At 72.7% G+C, this 17,592-nt stretch carries 20 protein-coding genes and 1 pseudogene; 6 read left to right on the forward strand and 15 right to left on the reverse strand.

Going from position 1 to position 17,592, the window contains the following annotated elements; genetic code table 11:
- Positions 1 to 44 precede the first annotated feature (44 nt).
- The 4 genes and pseudogenes from K7396_RS09750 to K7396_RS09760 all read left to right on the forward strand — a co-directional run.
- Positions 45 to 1,709, forward strand: a pseudogene (locus K7396_RS09750) (FAD-dependent monooxygenase); the annotation flags it as partial.
- Between the two features lie 451 nt (positions 1,710 to 2,160).
- The gene (locus K7396_RS35800) at positions 2,161 to 2,247 is read left to right on the forward strand and encodes a putative leader peptide (protein WP_317852149.1); all 87 of its coding nucleotides are present in this window, start codon (positions 2,161 to 2,163) and stop codon (positions 2,245 to 2,247) included.
- 75 nt (positions 2,248 to 2,322) lie between these two features.
- The gene (locus K7396_RS09755) at positions 2,323 to 2,865 is read left to right on the forward strand and encodes a cupin domain-containing protein (RefSeq protein ID WP_086721898.1); all 543 of its coding nucleotides are present in this window, start codon (positions 2,323 to 2,325) and stop codon (positions 2,863 to 2,865) included.
- Positions 2,862 to 3,239: a rhodanese-like domain-containing protein gene (locus tag K7396_RS09760; RefSeq protein ID WP_086721897.1), complete on the forward strand. Its 378-nt coding sequence runs from the start codon at positions 2,862 to 2,864 to the stop codon at positions 3,237 to 3,239. The genes K7396_RS09755 and K7396_RS09760 overlap by 4 nt, the downstream gene beginning before the upstream one ends.
- Before the next feature lie 692 nt (positions 3,240 to 3,931).
- On the opposite strand, the gene recX is transcribed toward K7396_RS09760, so the two are convergent.
- The 7 genes from recX to K7396_RS09795 form a co-directional block, all read right to left on the reverse strand.
- Positions 3,932 to 4,588: a recombination regulator RecX gene (gene recX, locus K7396_RS09765; protein WP_086721581.1), complete on the reverse strand. Its 657-nt coding sequence runs from the start codon at positions 4,586 to 4,588 to the stop codon at positions 3,932 to 3,934.
- Between the two features lie 6 nt (positions 4,589 to 4,594).
- Positions 4,595 to 5,719 carry a recombinase RecA gene (gene recA, locus K7396_RS09770; RefSeq protein ID WP_086721580.1) on the reverse strand — a complete coding sequence of 375 codons (1,125 nt, stop codon included), beginning with the start codon at positions 5,717 to 5,719 and terminating at the stop codon, positions 4,595 to 4,597.
- Between the two features lie 274 nt (positions 5,720 to 5,993).
- Positions 5,994 to 7,292, reverse strand: coding sequence for an AI-2E family transporter (locus K7396_RS09775; protein ID WP_373866966.1), 1,299 nt, complete (start codon positions 7,290 to 7,292; stop codon positions 5,994 to 5,996).
- Between the two features lie 118 nt (positions 7,293 to 7,410).
- Entirely contained in the window at positions 7,411 to 7,605 is a 195-nt protein-coding gene (locus K7396_RS09780; protein ID WP_086721579.1) for a DUF3046 domain-containing protein, read from the reverse strand.
- A gap of 470 nt (positions 7,606 to 8,075) precedes the next feature.
- Positions 8,076 to 8,246: a hydrophobic protein gene (locus K7396_RS09785; RefSeq protein ID WP_086716166.1), complete on the reverse strand. Its 171-nt coding sequence runs from the start codon at positions 8,244 to 8,246 to the stop codon at positions 8,076 to 8,078.
- Positions 8,247 to 8,530: 284 nt separating this feature from the next.
- Positions 8,531 to 8,797: a DUF4190 domain-containing protein gene (locus tag K7396_RS09790; RefSeq protein WP_086716168.1), complete on the reverse strand. Its 267-nt coding sequence runs from the start codon at positions 8,795 to 8,797 to the stop codon at positions 8,531 to 8,533.
- Complete coding sequence (locus K7396_RS09795) at positions 8,794 to 8,958, reverse strand: hypothetical protein (protein WP_086716170.1); 165 nt, start codon at positions 8,956 to 8,958, stop codon at positions 8,794 to 8,796. Before K7396_RS09795 ends, K7396_RS09790 begins: the two co-directional genes overlap by 4 nt.
- 195 nt (positions 8,959 to 9,153) lie before the next feature.
- Here K7396_RS09795 and K7396_RS09800 point away from each other — a divergent pair, with 195 nt between their 5' ends.
- The gene (locus K7396_RS09800; protein ID WP_086716172.1) at positions 9,154 to 10,020 is read left to right on the forward strand and encodes an AraC family transcriptional regulator; all 867 of its coding nucleotides are present in this window, start codon (positions 9,154 to 9,156) and stop codon (positions 10,018 to 10,020) included.
- A gap of 70 nt (positions 10,021 to 10,090) precedes the next feature.
- Here the strand turns inward: K7396_RS09800 and K7396_RS09805 are convergent, their stop codons facing one another.
- On the reverse strand, positions 10,091 to 11,251 hold the full coding sequence (locus K7396_RS09805) for a PP2C family protein-serine/threonine phosphatase (RefSeq protein WP_086716174.1): 1,161 nt from the start codon (positions 11,249 to 11,251) through the stop codon (positions 10,091 to 10,093).
- A gap of 593 nt (positions 11,252 to 11,844) precedes the next feature.
- Between K7396_RS09805 and K7396_RS09810 the strand changes: the two genes are divergently transcribed.
- Positions 11,845 to 12,165, forward strand: a complete 321-nt coding sequence (locus K7396_RS09810; RefSeq protein WP_223660376.1) for an STAS domain-containing protein — start codon at positions 11,845 to 11,847, stop codon at positions 12,163 to 12,165.
- Positions 12,166 to 12,168: 3 nt separating this feature from the next.
- Here the strand turns inward: K7396_RS09810 and K7396_RS09815 are convergent, their stop codons facing one another.
- The 7 genes from K7396_RS09815 to K7396_RS09845 form a co-directional block, all read right to left on the reverse strand.
- Positions 12,169 to 12,642, reverse strand: coding sequence for a MarR family winged helix-turn-helix transcriptional regulator (locus tag K7396_RS09815; protein ID WP_086716177.1), 474 nt, complete (start codon positions 12,640 to 12,642; stop codon positions 12,169 to 12,171).
- 156 nt (positions 12,643 to 12,798) lie between these two features.
- A complete protein-coding gene (locus K7396_RS09820) occupies positions 12,799 to 13,209 on the reverse strand; it encodes an ATP-binding protein (RefSeq protein WP_086716179.1) in 411 nt (136 codons plus the stop codon).
- 134 nt (positions 13,210 to 13,343) lie between these two features.
- The gene (locus K7396_RS09825) at positions 13,344 to 14,645 is read right to left on the reverse strand and encodes a PP2C family protein-serine/threonine phosphatase (protein WP_086716180.1); all 1,302 of its coding nucleotides are present in this window, start codon (positions 14,643 to 14,645) and stop codon (positions 13,344 to 13,346) included.
- The gene (locus K7396_RS09830) at positions 14,642 to 15,667 is read right to left on the reverse strand and encodes a SpoIIE family protein phosphatase (protein WP_167392707.1); all 1,026 of its coding nucleotides are present in this window, start codon (positions 15,665 to 15,667) and stop codon (positions 14,642 to 14,644) included. The genes K7396_RS09825 and K7396_RS09830 overlap by 4 nt, the downstream gene beginning before the upstream one ends.
- Positions 15,652 to 16,125: an ATP-binding protein gene (locus K7396_RS09835; RefSeq protein ID WP_086716182.1), complete on the reverse strand. Its 474-nt coding sequence runs from the start codon at positions 16,123 to 16,125 to the stop codon at positions 15,652 to 15,654. Before K7396_RS09835 ends, K7396_RS09830 begins: the two co-directional genes overlap by 16 nt.
- Complete coding sequence (locus K7396_RS09840; RefSeq protein WP_086716184.1) at positions 16,106 to 16,519, reverse strand: STAS domain-containing protein; 414 nt, start codon at positions 16,517 to 16,519, stop codon at positions 16,106 to 16,108. The genes K7396_RS09835 and K7396_RS09840 overlap by 20 nt, the downstream gene beginning before the upstream one ends.
- Positions 16,516 to 17,394 carry an STAS domain-containing protein gene (locus tag K7396_RS09845; protein ID WP_086716186.1) on the reverse strand — a complete coding sequence of 293 codons (879 nt, stop codon included), beginning with the start codon at positions 17,392 to 17,394 and terminating at the stop codon, positions 16,516 to 16,518. Before K7396_RS09845 ends, K7396_RS09840 begins: the two co-directional genes overlap by 4 nt.
- Positions 17,395 to 17,592 lie beyond the last annotated feature (198 nt).

Genomic DNA, 17,592 nt, shown 5'->3' on the forward strand with positions numbered 1-17,592 from the left:
TTCCGCCTGTCCCGTACGCACCAGCGGCCCGGGGGAGCTGCGCCGTGGACCCGGTGATCGTTGTCGGGGCCGGCCCCGTCGGCCTCTCCCTCTCGCTCGCCCTCACCCGCCTCGGCGTGCCGTGCGTCGTCCTCGACGAGAGCAACGGCCAGGAGGACACCCGGCCGGCCCGCACCGCCGTGCTCCGCCAGGACACCGCCGCCTTCGTCGGCCGGCTCGGCTGCGCCGACACCCTGGACAGCGCCGGCACGCGCTGGACGGCCTGGCGTACGATGCGCCGCCGTCGCCTGGTGGAACGCGTCGCCTTCGCCCCGCAGAGCCCGGACGGCACGGCCGCCCCCGCCGCCGTGTCCCCCGTCCATCTCCCGCAGCACGCGCTCACCCGCGCCCTGCGCGCCGCACTCGCCGACGAGAAGCTCGCCGAGGTCGTCACCGGCAGCCGGCTCGCCGCCCTCGAACAGGACGAGCACGGCGTCAGCGCCCAGACCCGCGGCCCCAACGGGACCTGGTGGCGCGGGAGTTACCTCATCGGCTGCGACGGCCCGCGCTCGACCGTCCGCAAACTGCTGGACGTCCGCTTCCCCGGTCGTACGGCCGTCGAGCGCCATGCGGTGGCCGCGCTGCGCTGCGAGCTGCCCTGGCCCGGCGAGGCGCTGCTGCACCGTTCACCGCCCCGGCACGGCGGCGGACCGGGCAACGAGGTCTCCGCCCGCCCGCTGGCCGACGGCGTCTGGCGGCTGGACTGGCTGCTGCCACCGGGGCGCGAACTGGTCACCCCGGACGCCCTGGTCGCCCGGATCCGCGACTCGCTGGCCGGCTGGACCACCGAATCCCCGGCGGACGCGGCCGGCGAGGGCGGCCCGGACGGCGGCGGGGCGCCCGCACGGGGACGCGGCCACGGCCGGCTCGTCCCGCCGTACGACCTCCTCGACACCGGCGTGCACACCGTCCACCACCGGCTGGCCCGGCGCTGGCGGCAGGGCCGCGCCTTCCTCGCCGGGGACGCCGCCCACCTGCTGGGCGCGCTCGGCACCCAGGGCCTGGACGAGGGGCTGCGGGACGCCGAGAACCTCGCCTGGAAACTGGGCCTGGCCTGGCACCACGGCGCCTCCGAGGTGCTGCTCGACAGCTACCAGGCCGAGCGCCGCGGCGCCGTCGCGGCCCGGCTGCGCGCCGCGGACCAGGCACTTCCGCTGCTGCGCGACGGCCGCTCGGCCCGCTGGCGGACCATGCTCCCGGGCACGGTCCGCGGCCGCAGCACCCTCCTGACGGACGGCCATCTGGGCCGTGGCCCGCTGGGCGCGCCGCCGGTGTACGCCCGCACTCCGCTCGCGCCGCCCGTCACCGGGGGCCCCGTCGTCGAGACGCTGCCCGGCGCGGCCGTCACGGATGTGCCGGTGACCGCCTCCGACGGCTCGGTGGTCCGGCTGCACGACCGGCTCGGCAGGGGACTCCTGGCGGTGCTGGTGGCGCCCGGCACCGGCGTCTGGGACCGGCGGCACTGGCAGTCGGCGGGGCTGATGCCCCGGCTGTCCGACGCGGTCGAGGCACTGCCGATGGCCGCCGAGATCCTGGTCACCGAGGCCTATCCGGGCGCGGCCGCCCACACCGTGCTGCTCGTACGGCCGGACGGCCATCTGATCACCACGCTGTCCGGTGTCCGCCCGGCCGAGATGGCCGCCTGCGCGGACGCGGTACGGGGCAGGGCGCAGGGCGGGGAGTACGACGACGAGTACGGCAGTGGGCACGGCAACGAGCACAGCAACGAGTACGGGCAGGAAGCGGTGGCCGGGCAGGGCCGGCGGGCCGAGGGCTCCGGGGAGGCCGGAGGCTCCGTGGGGTACCGGGACGGCGGAGCCGGGGAGGATGGCGTCGGGGCGGGCGGAGCTGGAGTGGACAGAGCGGGGGCAGGCGGCGCCGGGGCGGCCGGCGGGGCCGACAGCGTCGGGTCCGGGGAAGTCGGGCCCGGGGATGCGGGGGTCAGGGGCGGTCGGCCGGGAGAAGCCGGGCCCCGAGAGGGCGGATCCGAGGAGACCGGACGCAGGGAAGATCGCCTCAGGGACACCGACCCCGGGGAGAGCGGATCCGACGAGGCCGGGAGCAAGGAAGACGGGCCCTCCGCGGTTGACCCTGTGCGAACGTCCATGTTTCACTCCGAGGATGACTGATCACAGCCCGCGATTCTGGCGGAGGGTCCATCTCGACCTGCTCCGCTATGCGGGCTGCATGTGTCGTCCGTCCTGTTGATCCGCATTTCCTTCCCCGCGCGGCCTGCCCTTCTCCGGTAGCCGCGCCTCTTCGCGATCACCCAGGACGGTTTCCGTGCCCGACGTACGTACCCCTGAGCGCCCTGCCGCCGCCGACCAGGACGGCGGGCCCAGCGCCTCCGCACTCCTCGACTTCGTCCGCCGCACCGCCGCGGACTCCGCACTCGTCGCGTCGCTCCCGCTCGACCCCGAAGGCCGTACCTGGATCCGGTTGAACGGCCCGGGCGGCAGCGAGGCATGGCTGATCGGCTGGCCGCCCGGCACCGGCACCGGCTGGCACGACCACGGCGGCTCGCACGGCGCCTTCGCCACGGCCTCGGGTGAGCTGACGGAACAGTCGCTCACCGCTCAACTCCCCACCGAGGGCTGGAAAACGCTGGAGCTCGCCGACGACGTGGACCGGCAGCGCACACTCAGCGACGGCCGGGGCCGGGCGTTCGGCCCGCACCATGTGCACCAGGTGCTCAACCTCTCCGGGGAAACCCATGCCGTGTCGGTGCACGCCTACTACCCGCCGCTGCCGTTGATGCGCCGCTACAGCCGCAACGGCCCCGTGCTACGGCTCGAAGCGGTCGAGCAGCCGGAGGAGTGGACATGAGCGCGGTCGACGAGCTGCTGGCCCGGGCCCGGCGCGAGCTGGGGCACCGGGCGGATCCCCGGGAGGCCGCCGCCGTCCAGGAAGCCGGCGGGCTGCTGGTGGACATCCGCTATGCGGAGCTGAGGGAGCGCGACGGCCTCATCCCCGGCGCGCTGATCGTGGAACGCAACGAGCTGGAGTGGCGGCTCGACCCGACCGGCGAGCACCGCGCCCCGGAAGCGACCCATCACGCCCTGCCGGTCGTCGTCATCTGCAACGAGGGCTACGCGTCGACCCTCGCGGCGCTCTCTCTACGCGAACTGGGCCTGCGCCACGCCACCGACCTGGACGGCGGCTTCCAGGCATGGCGCAGCGCGGGGTTGCCGGTGGTGTGAGGGGACATGGCTGGCGGCTGGGGATCGGCAGAACTCCGCCGTCTCTCCCCCGCCCCGCCCCTCCCCCACCCACCCCACATTTCAGCCACGACCCAGCCCGGCTGGCACGCGACAGAGCCCCGCTGGCCCGCGGCAGAGCCCCGCCGGCCTGCGGCACCGCCCGGCCTTCACCACAGCCCAGCCCCCGGCACATCCTGACCTTCATCACAGCCCAGCCCACGACACAGTCCGGCCTTCATCACAGCCCGGCCACAACACAGTCCGGCCAGCCAGTGGCACAGCCCGGCCGGCTGCACGTCCAGCCCCCGGCACAGCCCGTCACTGCGGCAGAGCCTTGCCGGATGCGCAGACCAGCCCATGCCACAGCCCGGCCTGTGGCACAGCTCGGCCCCCGACATAGTCGCCCCGCGGCAGGGCTTGGCCTGCCGCACCGCCGACCCGCGGCAGAGCGTGGCCCACTGCACAGCCGGCCCACGGCATCAGCCCGGCCCGTCATGCGGCTCGGGCACCAACACGCGTCACCTAGACGCCCACCACCGAGTGCCACGCGGCCACGCGGCTCCACCGGAAACCCGGCTCCGCTCCCGCAGCACCCGGCTCCGGTGCCCGTGGCGGAGCCGATCGGCTGTGGCGGCAGGGGCCGTATCCGTCGTCGTGGCGTCCTCGCGGCTGTTGTGGTGGTGACGGACTCCTCACGCGTCGGGCAGGTAGTGGTCCTCCAGGAGTTCCGGGTCCTCGCCTTCCTCCTCCAGGGCGCGTTTGACGACCCTGAGGGCGAGGCCCTCCGGGTACCCCTTGCGGGCCAGCATTCCGGCCAGGCGGCGCAGGCGCTTCTCGCGGTCCAGGCCGCGGGTGGAGCGCAGTTTGCGGTCGACCAGTTCGCGGGCGGTGGACTCCTCCTGTTCGGAGTCGAGGCGGCCGACGGCCACATCGATGAGGGCGGAGTCCACACCCTTGGTGCGCAGTTCGCGGGCCAGGGCACGGCGGGCCAGGCCGCGCCCGTGGTGGCGGGACTCCACCCAGGCGTCGGCGAAGGCCGCGTCGTCGATCAGTCCGACGTCCTCGAAACGGGAGAGCACCTCCTCCGCGGCCTCCTCGGGGATGCCCCGCCGGTGCAGGGCGTCCCCGAGCTGCTTGCGCGTACGCGGGCTCCCGGTGAGCAGGCGCAGGCAGATGGCCCGTGCCTGCTCCTCGGGCGTACGCGGTGGCCCCGACTCGGCCCTCGACGTGTCGGGGCCACCGCTGTCCTCCCGGCCATGACGGCCCCTGCGGCCGTGACGGGTCTCGGCGTCGCCGGCAGCGCTGCTGAGGTCGTCCTCGCTGCCCGGCCATTCCGTTCGCCGCGTCATGGCGGGCTAGCTCTTGGCCGCGGCGGCCTTGGAGCCCTTGGCGCTCTTGGCCGCCGGTGCCGGAGCCGCGACAGCCGGTTCGCCGGACGCCACCGCGGCGGCGTCCGCGCCGGGCTCCGCCGCCGGGTCCTGCGGCTTCACCCCGATGCCGAGCTTTTCCTTGATCTTCTTCTCGATCTCGTTGGCGAGATCCGGGTTGTCCTTGAGGAAGTTGCGGGCGTTCTCCTTGCCCTGGCCGAGCTGGTCGCCCTCGTAGGTGTACCAGGCGCCGGACTTGCGGATGAAGCCGTGCTCGACGCCCATGTCGATCAGGCCGCCCTCGCGGCTGATGCCCTGGCCGTAGAGGATGTCGAACTCGGCCTGCTTGAAGGGCGGGGAGACCTTGTTCTTGACGACCTTGACGCGGGTGCGGTTGCCGACCGCGTCGGTGCCGTCCTTGAGGGTCTCGATGCGGCGGATGTCGAGGCGCACCGAGGCGTAGAACTTCAGCGCGCGGCCACCGGTCGTGGTCTCCGGCGAGCCGAACATCACGCCGATCTTCTCGCGGAGCTGGTTGATGAAGATCGCGGTGGTCTTGGACTGGTTGAGCGCGCTGGTGATCTTGCGCAGTGCCTGGCTCATCAGCCGGGCCTGGAGGCCGACGTGGGAGTCGCCCATCTCGCCCTCGATCTCGGCCCGCGGCACCAGGGCGGCGACGGAGTCGATCACGATGAGGTCGAGCGCGCCGGAGCGGACCAGCATGTCCGTGATCTCCAGGGCCTGCTCGCCGTTGTCCGGCTGGGACAGGATCAGGGAGTCGGTGTCCACGCCGAGCTTCTTGGCGTACTCGGGGTCGAGGGCGTGCTCGGCGTCGATGAACGCGACGGAGCCGCCGGCCTTCTGGGCGTTCGCGACGGCGTGCAGGGTCAGGGTCGTCTTACCGGAGGACTCCGGTCCGTAGACCTCGATGACGCGGCCGCGGGGGAGGCCGCCGACGCCGAGCGCGACGTCGAGGGCGGTGGAGCCGGTCGGGATGACCTCGATGGGTTCCCTCGACCGCTCTCCCATGCGCATCACGGCGCCCTTGCCGAATTGCCGTTCAATCTGTGCGAGCGCGGCGTCCAGCGCCTTCTCGCGGTCGGTGCCTGCCATGGGTTCCACCCGATTTGCTTGAGTCGATCGCTTCACGTCCATGACGCTAACGCCTGCCACTGACAATGCGCCCGGACCCGGCCCCGGCCTGTGGACAACTCCGCGAAAAGCCCGAGGACACAGGTCGGATCTCCCATAAGAATGGATGTTCGATTTTGGTGTCAAGCGGTACCGCGCGCCGTCGGCGGGTCGCCGCCGGGCCGTGGGGCAGGCCGTCGGGCGGGCCCCTCACGAGCGGTCGTGCACCGCGCTCCGGGGCCCGTGACCTGCCGGGTCAGCGGACGCTCTCGCCGTCCTCCGGAACACCGCCGGCCGCCTTCCGCTCCTCCAGCGGGGCCGAGGGCTGCTCGTCGTGCAGGGTCCGGCGGACGCGGGCCAGCACCCTGGCGCCGCGCTGCCGCCTGCCGCGGACCCGCAGGTCGTCGGTGACCTCGTACCGCTTGACGTACGCACCGAGGAACGCCTGCAGCGTCGCCGTGGCCGGGATCGCGATCAGTGCGCCGACCGCGCCCATCAGGGCCGTGCCGGCGACGACCGAGCCGAAGGCGACGGCGGGGTGGATGTCCACCGTCTTGGCGGTGATCCGCGGCTGCAGGAGGTAGTTCTCGAACTGCTGGTAGATCACGACGAAGCCGAAGACCCACAGGGCGTACCAGGGGTCGACGGTGAACGCGATCAGGATGGGCAGGGCGCCCGCGAGGTAGGTGCCTATGGTCGGGATGAACTGGGAGACCAGGCCCACCCACATGCCCAGCGCCGGGGCGTAGGGCACTTCCAGGATCTGCAGCAGGACGTAGTGCGCGAGGCCGGAGATCAGCGCCATCAGGCCGCGGGAGTAGAGGTAGCCGCCGGTCTTGGCGACCGCGATCTCCCAGGCCCGCAGCACCTCCGCCTGGCGGTGCGGCGGCAGGACGGAGCACAGGGCGCGGCGCAGCCGGGGGCCGTCGGCGGCGAAGTAGAACGAGAACAGGGCCACCGTCAGCAGGTTGAACAGGCTGCCCAGCACCGTCGCGGAGACGGCCAGGACGTTGTTGGCGCTGTCCTGGACGTACTTCTGCAGCCAGTCGGACTTCAGCAGGTTGTTCTGCACCTCGACCCGCGAGAGGTGGGTGTGCAGGGTGCTGTTGATCCAGCTGATGACGGAGTCCAGATACTGCGGGAACTCCTCGACCATGTTGGCGATCTGGCCGGCGAGCATGGATCCCAGGAGGGTGAAGAACCCGACCGCGGCAACCAGGATGCTTGCGAAGACCAGGCCCGTGGCCAGCCCGCGCCGCATGCCCCGGGCCGCCATCCAGTCGACGGCCGGTTCGACGGCCAGGGCGAGGAAGAAGGCGATCAGCACATTCAGCAGCAGCGTGATCAGCTGGTGGAATCCCCAGGTGGCGAGCTGGAAACAGGCCACCAGAGCGAGCGCGAGCACCATGGCGCGCGGCAGCCAGCGCGGCATCCGCGCGTCGGACCGGTACTCGGGCCGGTCCTCGCACGGGTCCTCGCGCCGTCCCTCGGGCAGGCCGGGCCGGTCCTGGGGGGGTGGCACGTCGTTGCTGGTGATCTCATCTGACTCGGGCACGGAGCCAAGTGTCGCGCACGACGACGACATCCCGGGCCCTGCCCCGTGCGCACACCCCTGGACCCCCCGACCGCCACGTCCGCTTTCTCCCAGCTCAGAGCCTTGATCGCGGTTCCGTTCAGCGCTTTTCGGGCGGTACGTCCATCACCGAGCAGACCACTCGCCACACCTCTTTGGCGCTCCATCCCGCGTCCAGCGCCTCCTGCACGGTCCGGCCGCCGAGGTCCGCCATCACATGATCGCGCGCGAAGGAGTCGGCATACGCCGCACCGAAGTGGTCCGCCATCCGCTGCCAGAAGATCGTCAACCGCATGAGTTCCGCTCCGTACCCGCTGTGACCTGCATGTTTCCTGCCCGTACGCCCCACACGCCCCGAAGGGCGATGCCGAGAAGCGTGCCTCTCCGTGGAATCAAGCATCCATGGCGGCGCGAGCCGGTGCGCCCCGCGCCCGTGCCGCAGGCGGAGGTACGCAGCGTAAGGAGAGTAAGGCCCGAGGCGGCATGCCGGGGCCGGCAACCGGGAGGGCGGAAGCAGGAAAAGGGGTGCGGAGTGGTCACAGCGGCCGGGGCACGGAAATCAAAGGGACGGTCTCCGGACATGAAGAAAGAGGCCCCTAAGAGCCGTCCCTGAATTCCCGGAGATGCCCTTTGCCCCGGATACCTTCTTTCGCGGGGGTGCCGGTCCGGCCGCGACTCCCGCGAAAGGACCGCTCACACGCGGGTGGGGACCGGACTCCCATCGACGTCCGGTCCCCACCCGCGTGTGGGTGTCGTGCGTTAAATTCACCAGCGATACCACCGGCCCCGCTTGCCGCCTGCGCCCGCCGAGCGCAGCACGAATCCCAGCAGCCACACGGCGAGCACGATGACCGCCACGATCCACAGGGCCTTCAAGGCGAACCCGGCACCGAAGAGAAGCAGGGCGAGAAGAAGTACGAGAAGAAGGGGAACCATATTTATCAACCTCCGAGGCATCGTGTGCCCCGCGGAATTCCCGTCAACCTTTTGAATTTATGTGTTTCTTACGGGGTTCCCGGGGCAACAGGGCCGGCTCGCCCGCGGCAGATCCCATGGACCGAAGCGCCCTGTGCTGCCCGCCTCACCTTTTCCACAGCGTCCGACGCGTGCTCAATTCCCTTGTAGGGCAAGGGTGGTGAAGCGGAAGGGGCGAACCGGGCCCGGAGCGCCCCGAGTCCGGAGCCGGACCGGCCCCTGGGCGCCCCGGGCCCGTCCGCCCGTTACACGTGCCAGCTCAGCGTCCCCGTCTGGGACGACAGCACCACGACCAGCACGATGTCGAGGGCGCCGAACGCCAGGCCCAGACCGGCGCGCAGGCGGCGGACGGTGCCCCGGTGGAGGGCCGCGGCGCCGAGGAGCAGGGCGCAGGGGCCGAGGAGGATGTTGAACACCAGGACGCCGAGCAGTCCGCAGACGAACGCGGCTACGGCCATGCGGTCGGCCTGGGGGTGCGGTCCGGTCCTGAGCGGTATCCGGGTGGAGGTCACCGGCCGCCTCCCTTCGCCGCCTTACGGCGTTCCTTGGTGAAGAAGACCGCCAGCCAGGCCACGATGGCGAGGCCGGCGACGACGGTGACGGGTACGGGGACGTGGCCTGCGGTTCCCATCAGGACACCGAAGAGGAACAGCGCTACGACCAGGAAGAGCATGATGCACCTTTCCCATACGTGGGACGGCAAGGAGGCGGCGAGCCGACGTGGGCTCCCACTGCGTCATTGCGGTGCCGCTCGGACCCGCGTACCCCGGCAGCGCACGGGCCGAACCCGATCGCACCGGGCACAGGATGTCGGGTCCGGCACACCGGCCGCTTCCTAGCGTGAACGGCGAAGGGGAAGGAGACCGAGGTGCTGGAACGGCTGAACCAGGCCATGGACCACATCGAGTCGCATCTCGACCGGCCGGTCGACGTGACGCGTCTGGCGCACATCGCGGTGACGTCGGAGTACCACTTCCGCCGGCTGTTCTCGGCGTTGGCGGGCATGCCGCTGTCGGAGTACATCCGGCGCAGGCGGCTGACCGTGGCGGGCGCCGAGGTGCTCGCCGGTGAACGGACGCTGCTGGACGTGGCGATGCGCTACGGCTACGGCTCGGGCGAAGCCTTCGCCCGTGCGTTCCGCGGCATGCACGGGGTGGGCCCGGGCGAGGCCCGGCGGACCGGTGCGGTGCTGAAGTCCCAGCCACGGATGTCCTTCCGGCTCATCGTCGAAGGGAACAGCAGCATGCGCTACCGGATCGTGGAGAAGGAGGAGTTCCGTGTGGTCGGCGAGAAGGCCCGGGTCCCGCTCGTGCACGAGGGGGTCAATCCGGCGATAGCCGAGTTCATCCGGGGCATCGCCCCCGAGACGCTGCGGCGGATCGGGGCGCTGTCCGACCAGGAACCGGAGGGGATCGTCGGGGTGAGCGACCAACTGGCCGCGAGCCGGGCCGAGGGGACCGAACTCGACTACTACCACGGCGTGGTGACCTCGGCCGAGGCGCCCGGTGACCTGGACGTCCTCACCGTCCCGGCGGGGTCCTGGGCCGTCTTCGAGAGCTCCGGACCGTTCCCGCACACGCTGCAGCACCTGTGGCGGGACGTGTTCACGCAGTGGTTCCCGTCGAACCCGTACCGGAGCAGGCCAGGGCCCGAGATCCTGCGGGTCCGCCTGTCGCAGGACGGGGCGCGGGCGGACGCGGGGCTGTGGATCCCGGTGGAGCGGTCCGCCGCCTGAGCGGGGACCGCACACGGCGGCCCGGGTGCGGAACCCGGGCCGCCCGTAGGGGGCAGGAGCCACCTGCCCCCTACGGCTTGCCGAACCAGTCGACGCACAGCACCAGGGAGTCGTCGAGGGGTTCCGCGGCGCGGAACCCGGCCAGGTCACGGAGCACGGCGCGCGGCACGGTGGCGGCCGGCAGGAGCATGCTGGCGTGCAGGGCCCGGGCCAGGGCGCGCTGTGCGTACCCCTCCCCCTGTGGTGAGAGCGCCGCGTAGACCCCGTCGCTGACGATGAGGAGCCGGTCCCCGGGCCGTACCGCGAACTCCTTCGCCACGTAGTGGGTCTCCTCGAACATGCCCAGCGGCATCTGGGGGTCGAGGTCGATCAGCTCGACCGTCCTGCCCCGCATCCGCCACAACTGCGGCGAGCCCGCGTCCACGGCCTGCACCCGGCCGGTCGCGAGATCGAACCGCAGCAGCAGGCTGGAGACGTGCGCGGCGCCGCGGTACTGGGCGTAGAGCGCCTGGTCGGCCAGGGCCGCCTGGTCCGCGAGGCCGATGCCGGCCCGGCGGGCGTTGCGCAGGGCGTTGACGGCGAGATGGGTGAGCAGCGAGGCGTTGACGCCGGTGCCCATGCCGTCGGTGACGGCGAGGGTCAGCTCGTCGGCGTCCGAGGCCCAGTCGTAGTTGTCGCCGTGGATGGCGTAGGCCGGCTCCAGTTGGGCGCCGATGGCGTACTCGGCGGCGGAACAGGCGCGGGCCGGCAGGAGCTGCCACTGCATCTCGGCGGCGAGGGTGAGCCGGTTGATGCGGCGGGCCCGCTGGTAGACGTCGGTGTCGCGCTCGGCCACCAGGAGTTCGTGGCCCAGTACGTCGGCCGCGTGGACGAGGGCGTCGACCGTGTGCGGAACGGACCGTTCGACGGGGAGCCGCACGGTGAGGATGCCGGTGCGCTCGCCGCGGACCGACACCGGCAGGTGGTGCTCCACCACGTCGCCCTGCCGGACCTGCTGGCGCGGCTCCTGGCTTCCGAAGGCCCTGCCCTCGGCGCTGTTCGCCACCGGGACCGCGGCGCCGGGCGTGCCCAGCGCGTCGAAGGGGGTGAGCGCCGTCGCCCCGTAGTCGGCGAGCAGCAGTTGTACGGAGAGCGCTCCGTACGATGCGGTGAGCACCTCTCGGAGCGTGTCCACCAGAGCGTGCGGGGCCGATGCCCGCAGCGCTCGTTCTACGTCACAGCGTTGAGTCACGGTCTCTCAGGATTCTTCGTCCACGGACGACGCGAAGGCGGGGCCGCCGGGGTCCGCGCCGGATGACAGAGTGGCCGGGTGCCCCCTTCCACTGGCTCGCCGCCTCCCCGCGAGCGCGGCCGCCCGCGCTCCGAGCCGCCGGAGGCACTGTGGGCGCGGCCGGAGGAGGTCCCGCCGGGCGGAGGTCTCGCCGTCACGACCGCGGGCCCCCGGCGTGACCGGGCGCCACGACGGCGTAGCGCGCGGGGAGACGGCGGCCGGCGCACACCGTGCGGCGGGAGGCGAAGCGTTCCACTCGCGGCGTCCTCCCCCTCTTGCCGATGAGGGTGACGGCCCACTCGTCGTCGGCGGCCACGCTCGTGTGTCTGACAGCGCGCAGCGGGTCTCAGGCCGCTTCTCGTTCCCGGGCCGCGCCGGGGCGCGGTGGTCTTGCCAGGTGTCGAGAACAGATTGTTGCCTTACGGTGAATGTTGTCAAACGGCAACTATCGCTTCTATCCTTGGCGGTGCCGTACCCCAGGACCTGTCCCCTCACGACGCGTCACCCCTACAGCGAGGTTCATCGTGCTGTCCCAGCCCCATGGCGGCCGGCCCATACGTATCGACACACGACAGGACGGCGGGGCGGTGATCCTCTCCGTCGCGGGCCCGCTCGACCTGGACAGCGTCGGACCGCTCGACGAGGCACTCCGGCGGGCGGCGCACGACGGCGTCGAGCGGGTCGTCGTCGACCTGTCGGCCGTCACGTTCGCGGACTCCAGCACGGTCAACGTCCTGATCCAGGCGTACGACGCGCTGGGCCCGTCCCTGCGCCTCGCGGCGCCCTCCGCCGTCCTGGAACGCCTCTTCGCGCTCACCGGGCTCGACACGGTGCTGCCGCTGTACGGGGCGGTCGGCGCGGCGCTCGACGCCTGAGCGTCAGCTCCGCTCGGTCCCCATGGCGGCGACCGCGAGGACCAGTTCACCCAGCGCCGCGACCAGCGCGCCCCGCTGGTCGGCCGGCATCCTGCGCAGCACCGCGGCCATCCGGTCCACCCGCCTGCGGCGGAAGCGGTCCAGGAACGCCCGGCCCTCCGGGCTCAGTTGGAGCCCGATCGCGCGGCGGTCGTCGGCCGTCGGGCGGCGCAGCAGCAGACCGGCGGACTCCAATCCGGCGCACACCCGGCTGGCGCGCGGCAGACCGAGGCCCGCGGCGGCGGCGACGCTGGTGAGGTTCCGCCCGGGGCGGGCCGAGACGACGGCCAGCACCTTCAGGCCGTGCGGGGAGAGCCGTGGCTCCACCGGCGGGGCCGCGTCCCTCATCAGGGCGGCGATCGCCTCGCCGGCGGCGGCGAGTTGTTCCGCCGCCTCGCGCAGTGTGTCCGCCGGCCATTCGGCGCTGTGGCGTTGCATGGACGCATCCCGTTCCCGCGGTCCGACGACAGCTGTGGCACACCCTGCGGGCCGGGCCGGGCGGCGTCCGCGTGCGCGCGCTCCCCTCTGCCCTGCCCACTTCTCCCCCGGTCACACGGCCGCGCGCACGTCGGCGGCCGTGTGCCGGGCGGCTCTTCAGCGCGCAAGAGCGGCTTGCACGATCTTGCCGCCGCCGGGGTGGGGCCGGATGGTGACCTCGCGGGCGAGGGCGCACACCATGGGCCATCCGAAGCCGCCCCCGCGGCCGCTCAGATCGGGGCTGCGCCCCTCCGGCCGGGCGGGACTGGGGTCCTCGACCTGGACCCTGATGTCCTCGTGGTCCGCGCTCAGGCGCAGCGCGGTGACGGCACCGGCGTGCCGCAGCGCGTTGGTGACGAGTTCGGAGACCAGCAGGAGCAGGTTCTGGGTGGTCCGGGCGGCGGGTGCCGGGTGGAGCAGGTCGGCGAAGTCGCGGGCGAAGTCGCGGGCGTCCGCCGCGGTTCCCGGATGGCAGGCGCTCCGCGCCGGCTGGTATGAGGGGTCGTCAGTCGCAAGCGAGTGGTGCATAGGCTTTTTCACCCCGGTGAGTGGAACTCCTCGTTCGGCTGGTGTGCGGCAAGCGTCATCAGGTGTTCGTGAGGCGTGTACCCAACAGAACCCCGGCGGAACGGGACAGTTGGCGTGTCCGGGCACCGGGCCGGTCATCCCGCGGCACGCGTCCCCGCCCCCGGGACCGTCCGCCGGGCCCGGCGGACGGCGAGGGCCAGGGTGTCGTCCGAGTGCAGGATGACGGTGTGCATGTCCTCCGCGACGGCCCCGGGGATCTCGCCGACCGGCCGGCGGGCGTGCGCCCGGGCGCTCTCGACCAGCCGCGCCTCGCCCTCGATGGGGTCGCGCCGGCTCTCGGTCAGGCCGTCGGTGTAGAGCATCAGCAGGTCGCCCTCGTGGAGCGTGGCCTCTCGCACGGACTCGCTGCCCGGCAGCGGGAACCCGATGCCCCGGCCGCGGACCTCCAGGTACTCGGGGGTCCCGTCGGCGCGCAGCAGCAGGGCCGGCGGATGACTGCCGTTGGCCAGGCGCAGTTCGCCGGTCTCGGGGTGGATACGGGCCAGCAGCACCGTCGCCATGATCTCCGGGTCGAACGGGGCGAGGATGTCGTGGGTGTGGGCGACGATGGATTCGAGCGGATGGCCCTCCAGCGCCAGGGTGCGCACGGCGTGGGTGACGTTGAGCGCGCTGCGGGTGCTGCGCACCCCGTGTCCCAGGGCGTCGACGACGGTGATGTGCACGGTGCCGTCGGGCAGGCAGAGCCAGTCGTAGAAGTCGCCGCCCGTGGGGGCGTCGGTGTCGGCGGGCTCGTAGTGGACGGCGAACTCCAGGCCGTCGACGGTGATCGGCGAGGGACGCAGGGCGTCCTCCAGCTCGCGCAGGATCTGGCCGTGGGCCCGTCGCAGCTGTTCGTCCCGCTCCTCCAGCTGGACGTAGAGCGCGAGCACCCCGCTGTTGGTCTCGGCGAGTTCGTCCTTGAGGCGGTGCAGCTCCGTGGTGAGGGTGTCCACCCGGGAGAGCGCGGCGGCCAGGTCGCCCTCGAGCGCCGCGAGCTGCGCCTCGTACACCTCGGCCGTCTCCGCCTCGCGGACACGCCCCTGGAGGGGCACCGCGCCGCGCGGGGCGGCGGGCGGCGCCTCCTGCGTCTCGCCGAGCGGCAGGTGCCAGGCGACCACGCCGTCGGACGTGGCCCGGCCCGGCAGCGGGAGGTGGGCCGGGCTCGGCGGCGCCGGTGCGGCGTGCAGGGTGACGGCCAGCAGCGTGCTGCCGCTCGGGGCGGTCTGCTCGGCGGCCTCCAGGCGGACCGGGCCGCCGGCGCTCAGGGCGGCACCGGCCACCTCGGCCACGGACAGCACCAGGCGCCCCCCGGTGCGGGAGGGCAGCCGGTGCGCCTCGCAGATCCGCCGTACGGCGCGGCGGAGGGCCGGCAGGTCATGGAAGGTGTGGGGGTTCACGGAAGTCTCTGGCGGGGACGGGCGGCGAGCACGGTCGCATCGTCGCGGGGCAGGCGGTGACTGTGGACGAGGGACGCCACGAGCAGCGGCGGGGGCAGGCGGTGCACGAAGGACGAGGGCGCCTGGGCCCAGCGGTGGTCGATGCCGTCGGAGTGGAGCAGTACCGTGCCGCCGGGCGGCACGGGGAAGGTGCGCACGTGCGGCGGCGTCATGTTCAGCCCGGCGATGCCCGGCTGGCCGCTCAGGCGGTGGCCCAGGTCGAGCGGCGTCAGCACCACCACACGGACGTTGCCGACGCCGCAGTACTCCGCCTGCCCGGGGTGCAGCCGCAGCAGGCCGACGGCCGCCCCGCGGGTGCGCCGCAGCGCCCGGTGGAGGCCCGAGAGCAGCTCGGGCAGGGGGCTGTCGGGGCCGCGGTGGAAGGAGCGCAGGGCCACCTGCGCGGCCTCGGCGGCCTGCGGGCCGTGGCCGAGGCCGTCCACGACGAGTGCGGTGCGCACGGGGCCGTGGTCGACGACGGCGCAGGCGTCGCCGCTGTCCTTCTCCCGGTCGGCCGGGACGCAGAGGGCGCCCACCTCCTGGTCGGCCGCGGCCGTCTCGTCGGGCGCGGTCAGGCGGGCGCAGACGAGGGTCCCGGCCCCGGGCCGGGTGCGGATGGTGAGGGTGGTGGCTATCCGCTTCACGGCTCCGAGGCCGGCGCCGAGGGTGTTGTTGGTGGTGTAGCCGTCCGCGAGGCACTGCTGCAGCTCGCCGATGCCGGGTCCGTGGTCGGCGGCGAGGATCTCCATTCCGCCGCCCAGCGGCAGCGCCTGGATGAACAGCGCGCCGTTGGTCGCGTGATTGGCCAGATTGCTGGCCAGTTCCGAGGCGATGACCGCCGCCCGGTCGGGCAGCGCACCCGGCAGCCCGCACTGCCCGGCGACCGTCCGGGCTGTTTCGGCGGCCAGGTGCACGGCGCTGTAGTGGTCCACCGCGACGTGCGCCGTCGGCAGGGTGCCGGGGATCGTCAACGACTCGCCCATCGCGTGGCGATCACCGTCGTGCCCTGCCCGGGGGCGGAGCGGACCTCGAAGTCGTTCATCAGCCGCCGGGCGCCCCCCAGGCCGTGGCCCAGGCCCGCGCCGGTGGTGAAGCCGTCGGTCAGCGCGGTGCCGACGTCCGCGATGCCGGGTCCGTCGTCGGTGATCGTCAGACGGAGCCCGGCGGTGCCGCGCGCCATGAGGTGGTCGATGGTCACGGTGCCCCCTCCGCCGTGGATGTAGGCGTTGCGTGCCAGTTCGCTGGCCGCCGTGACCACCCGCGTCTGGTCGACGATGGTGAAGCCGGCCCGTACGGTGGCCGCCCGCACGGCGTGACGGACGGTCAGCAGGTCTTCCTCGGTCCGCACCTGGTGCACCGATGTGCTGCCCTCCGCCTCGGCGACATCTCGAACGACCGTGGCGAGGCCCGCCCCGTGGTCACTACTCCGTGCGGAACTCACGCAGCACCCCTCCGGAAGGCTGCAGGCTCTGGTGCCAGCCCAGCGCGGCCATGCCCTGCTCGGCGTTGAGCGCCGTCTCCACTCCGGTCAGCTGCAGTCCCAGCTCGACCAGCGTGATGGCGACCGGCGGCCGCATCCCGGCGACGATCACTCGGGCACCCAGCAGCCGCGCCATGGTGGTCAGCTCCATCAAAGTACGGGCCACGAAGGAATCGACGATTTCCAGCCGGGAGATGTCGATGAGGACACCGCGGGCCCGGTCGCTGGTGATGCGCGCGGTGAGTTCCTCGGTGAAGGCCACCGCCGACTTGTCGTCGAGCTCGTTGAGGAGCCCGGTGACCAGCACGTCGCCCAGTCGCAGGATCGGCACACCGGCCGAGGCGGGGACGTTCACCGCTGCGCCAGGGGAGCGGACTGCGAGGGCGCCGCGTCGGTGAGCTTCACGGCCTCCCCGAGGGCGTCGGCCAGGGTGGACCGGGTCATGATGGTCGACAGGTCGATGCCGAGCTGGGCGATCGTCTGGGCGATCGGCGGCCGGATCCCGCTGATGATGCAGTCGGCGCCCATGAGACGCACCGCGTTGACGGTGTGCATCAGGTGCTGGGCGACGGCCGTGTCGACGGTGGGCACGCCGGTGATGTCGATGACGGCGACCAGCGCCTCGTGCTCCTGGATGGCCTGGAGCACGTTCTCCATCACCACCTGGGTGCGCGCGGTGTCGAGGGTGCCGATCAGCGGGACGGCCAGGACCTGGCGCCACAGCCGGACGACCGGGGTGGAGACCTCCAGCAGCTGCTGGCTCTGCCGGCGGATGATCTCCTCGCGGCCCTCCACGAAGATCTCGAAGGACAGGGCGCCGGCGCTGTCCAGCAGGCGGTTGATCAGCACCGCGCTGTGAAAGAGGTCCTCGCCCTCCCGGGTGTGCCGCTGGACGGCCTTGAGCAGGGCCTCCTTCAGCGACAGCACGGCGAGCGACGTCGCGGTGGGCGAGACGCCCCTGCGGGCCCGCCGCAGGGAGATCTCGGAGACCGCCTGGTGGATCTCCTCGTGGGAGGTGACCACCTGTTCCACCGGCAGCCCGCGGTCCAGACCGGAGAGCAGGGCGCTGAGCAACCCGTCGGCCTCCTCGCCCAGCTCGGCCTCGGTCACCTCCCCGTCCAGCACCGGCTGTGCCAGCTGCAACTGCACCCAGCGGTCCGAGATCTCGTCGGCCTCTTCGCGCAGCACGCTCGTGACGCGCTCCCGTGCGGCAACTTCTGCGGATCCCAACTGATCGTCCTTTCGGTTCGTCCGGCCCGGGTGACTGCGTCGGACGGGTCCGCCCTGCGGTTGCGGCCGGGCCGGTCCGCACACCGTTAACAGTTGTCGCCCGGCAAATGTTAGCGAGCACGATCAAGCGCCGGTACCCACGGCCCCGCTCGTCACCCTCCGGCGGCCGGGCCCCGCCCGGCAGCCGGATTCGTGCGC

This window comes from Streptomyces angustmyceticus (assembly GCF_019933235.1).
Taxonomy (GTDB): domain Bacteria; phylum Actinomycetota; class Actinomycetes; order Streptomycetales; family Streptomycetaceae; genus Streptomyces; species Streptomyces angustmyceticus.

Bases quoted from the DNA above. Each gene is read 5' to 3' on its own strand.
- K7396_RS09780 (WP_086721579.1), bottom strand. From the start codon at position 7,605: ATGCGGTTGACGATCTTCTGGCAGCGGATGGCGGACCACTTCGGTGCG.
- K7396_RS09820 (WP_086716179.1), bottom strand. From the start codon at position 13,209: ATGCACCACTCGCTTGCGACTGACGACCCCTCATACCAGCCGGCGCGG.
- K7396_RS09830 (WP_167392707.1), bottom strand. From the start codon at position 15,667: ATGGGCGAGTCGTTGACGATCCCCGGCACCCTGCCGACGGCGCACGTC.
- recA (WP_086721580.1), bottom strand. From the start codon at position 5,719: ATGGCAGGCACCGACCGCGAGAAGGCGCTGGACGCCGCGCTCGCACAG.
- K7396_RS35800 (WP_317852149.1), top strand. From the start codon at position 2,161: ATGACTGATCACAGCCCGCGATTCTGGCGGAGGGTCCATCTCGACCTG.
- K7396_RS09795 (WP_086716170.1), bottom strand. From the start codon at position 8,958: ATGCTCTTCCTGGTCGTAGCGCTGTTCCTCTTCGGTGTCCTGATGGGA.
- recX (WP_086721581.1), bottom strand. From the start codon at position 4,588: ATGACGCGGCGAACGGAATGGCCGGGCAGCGAGGACGACCTCAGCAGC.
- K7396_RS09785 (WP_086716166.1), bottom strand. From the start codon at position 8,246: ATGGTTCCCCTTCTTCTCGTACTTCTTCTCGCCCTGCTTCTCTTCGGT.
- K7396_RS09760 (WP_086721897.1), top strand. From the start codon at position 2,862: ATGAGCGCGGTCGACGAGCTGCTGGCCCGGGCCCGGCGCGAGCTGGGG.
- K7396_RS09815 (WP_086716177.1), bottom strand. From the start codon at position 12,642: ATGCAACGCCACAGCGCCGAATGGCCGGCGGACACACTGCGCGAGGCG.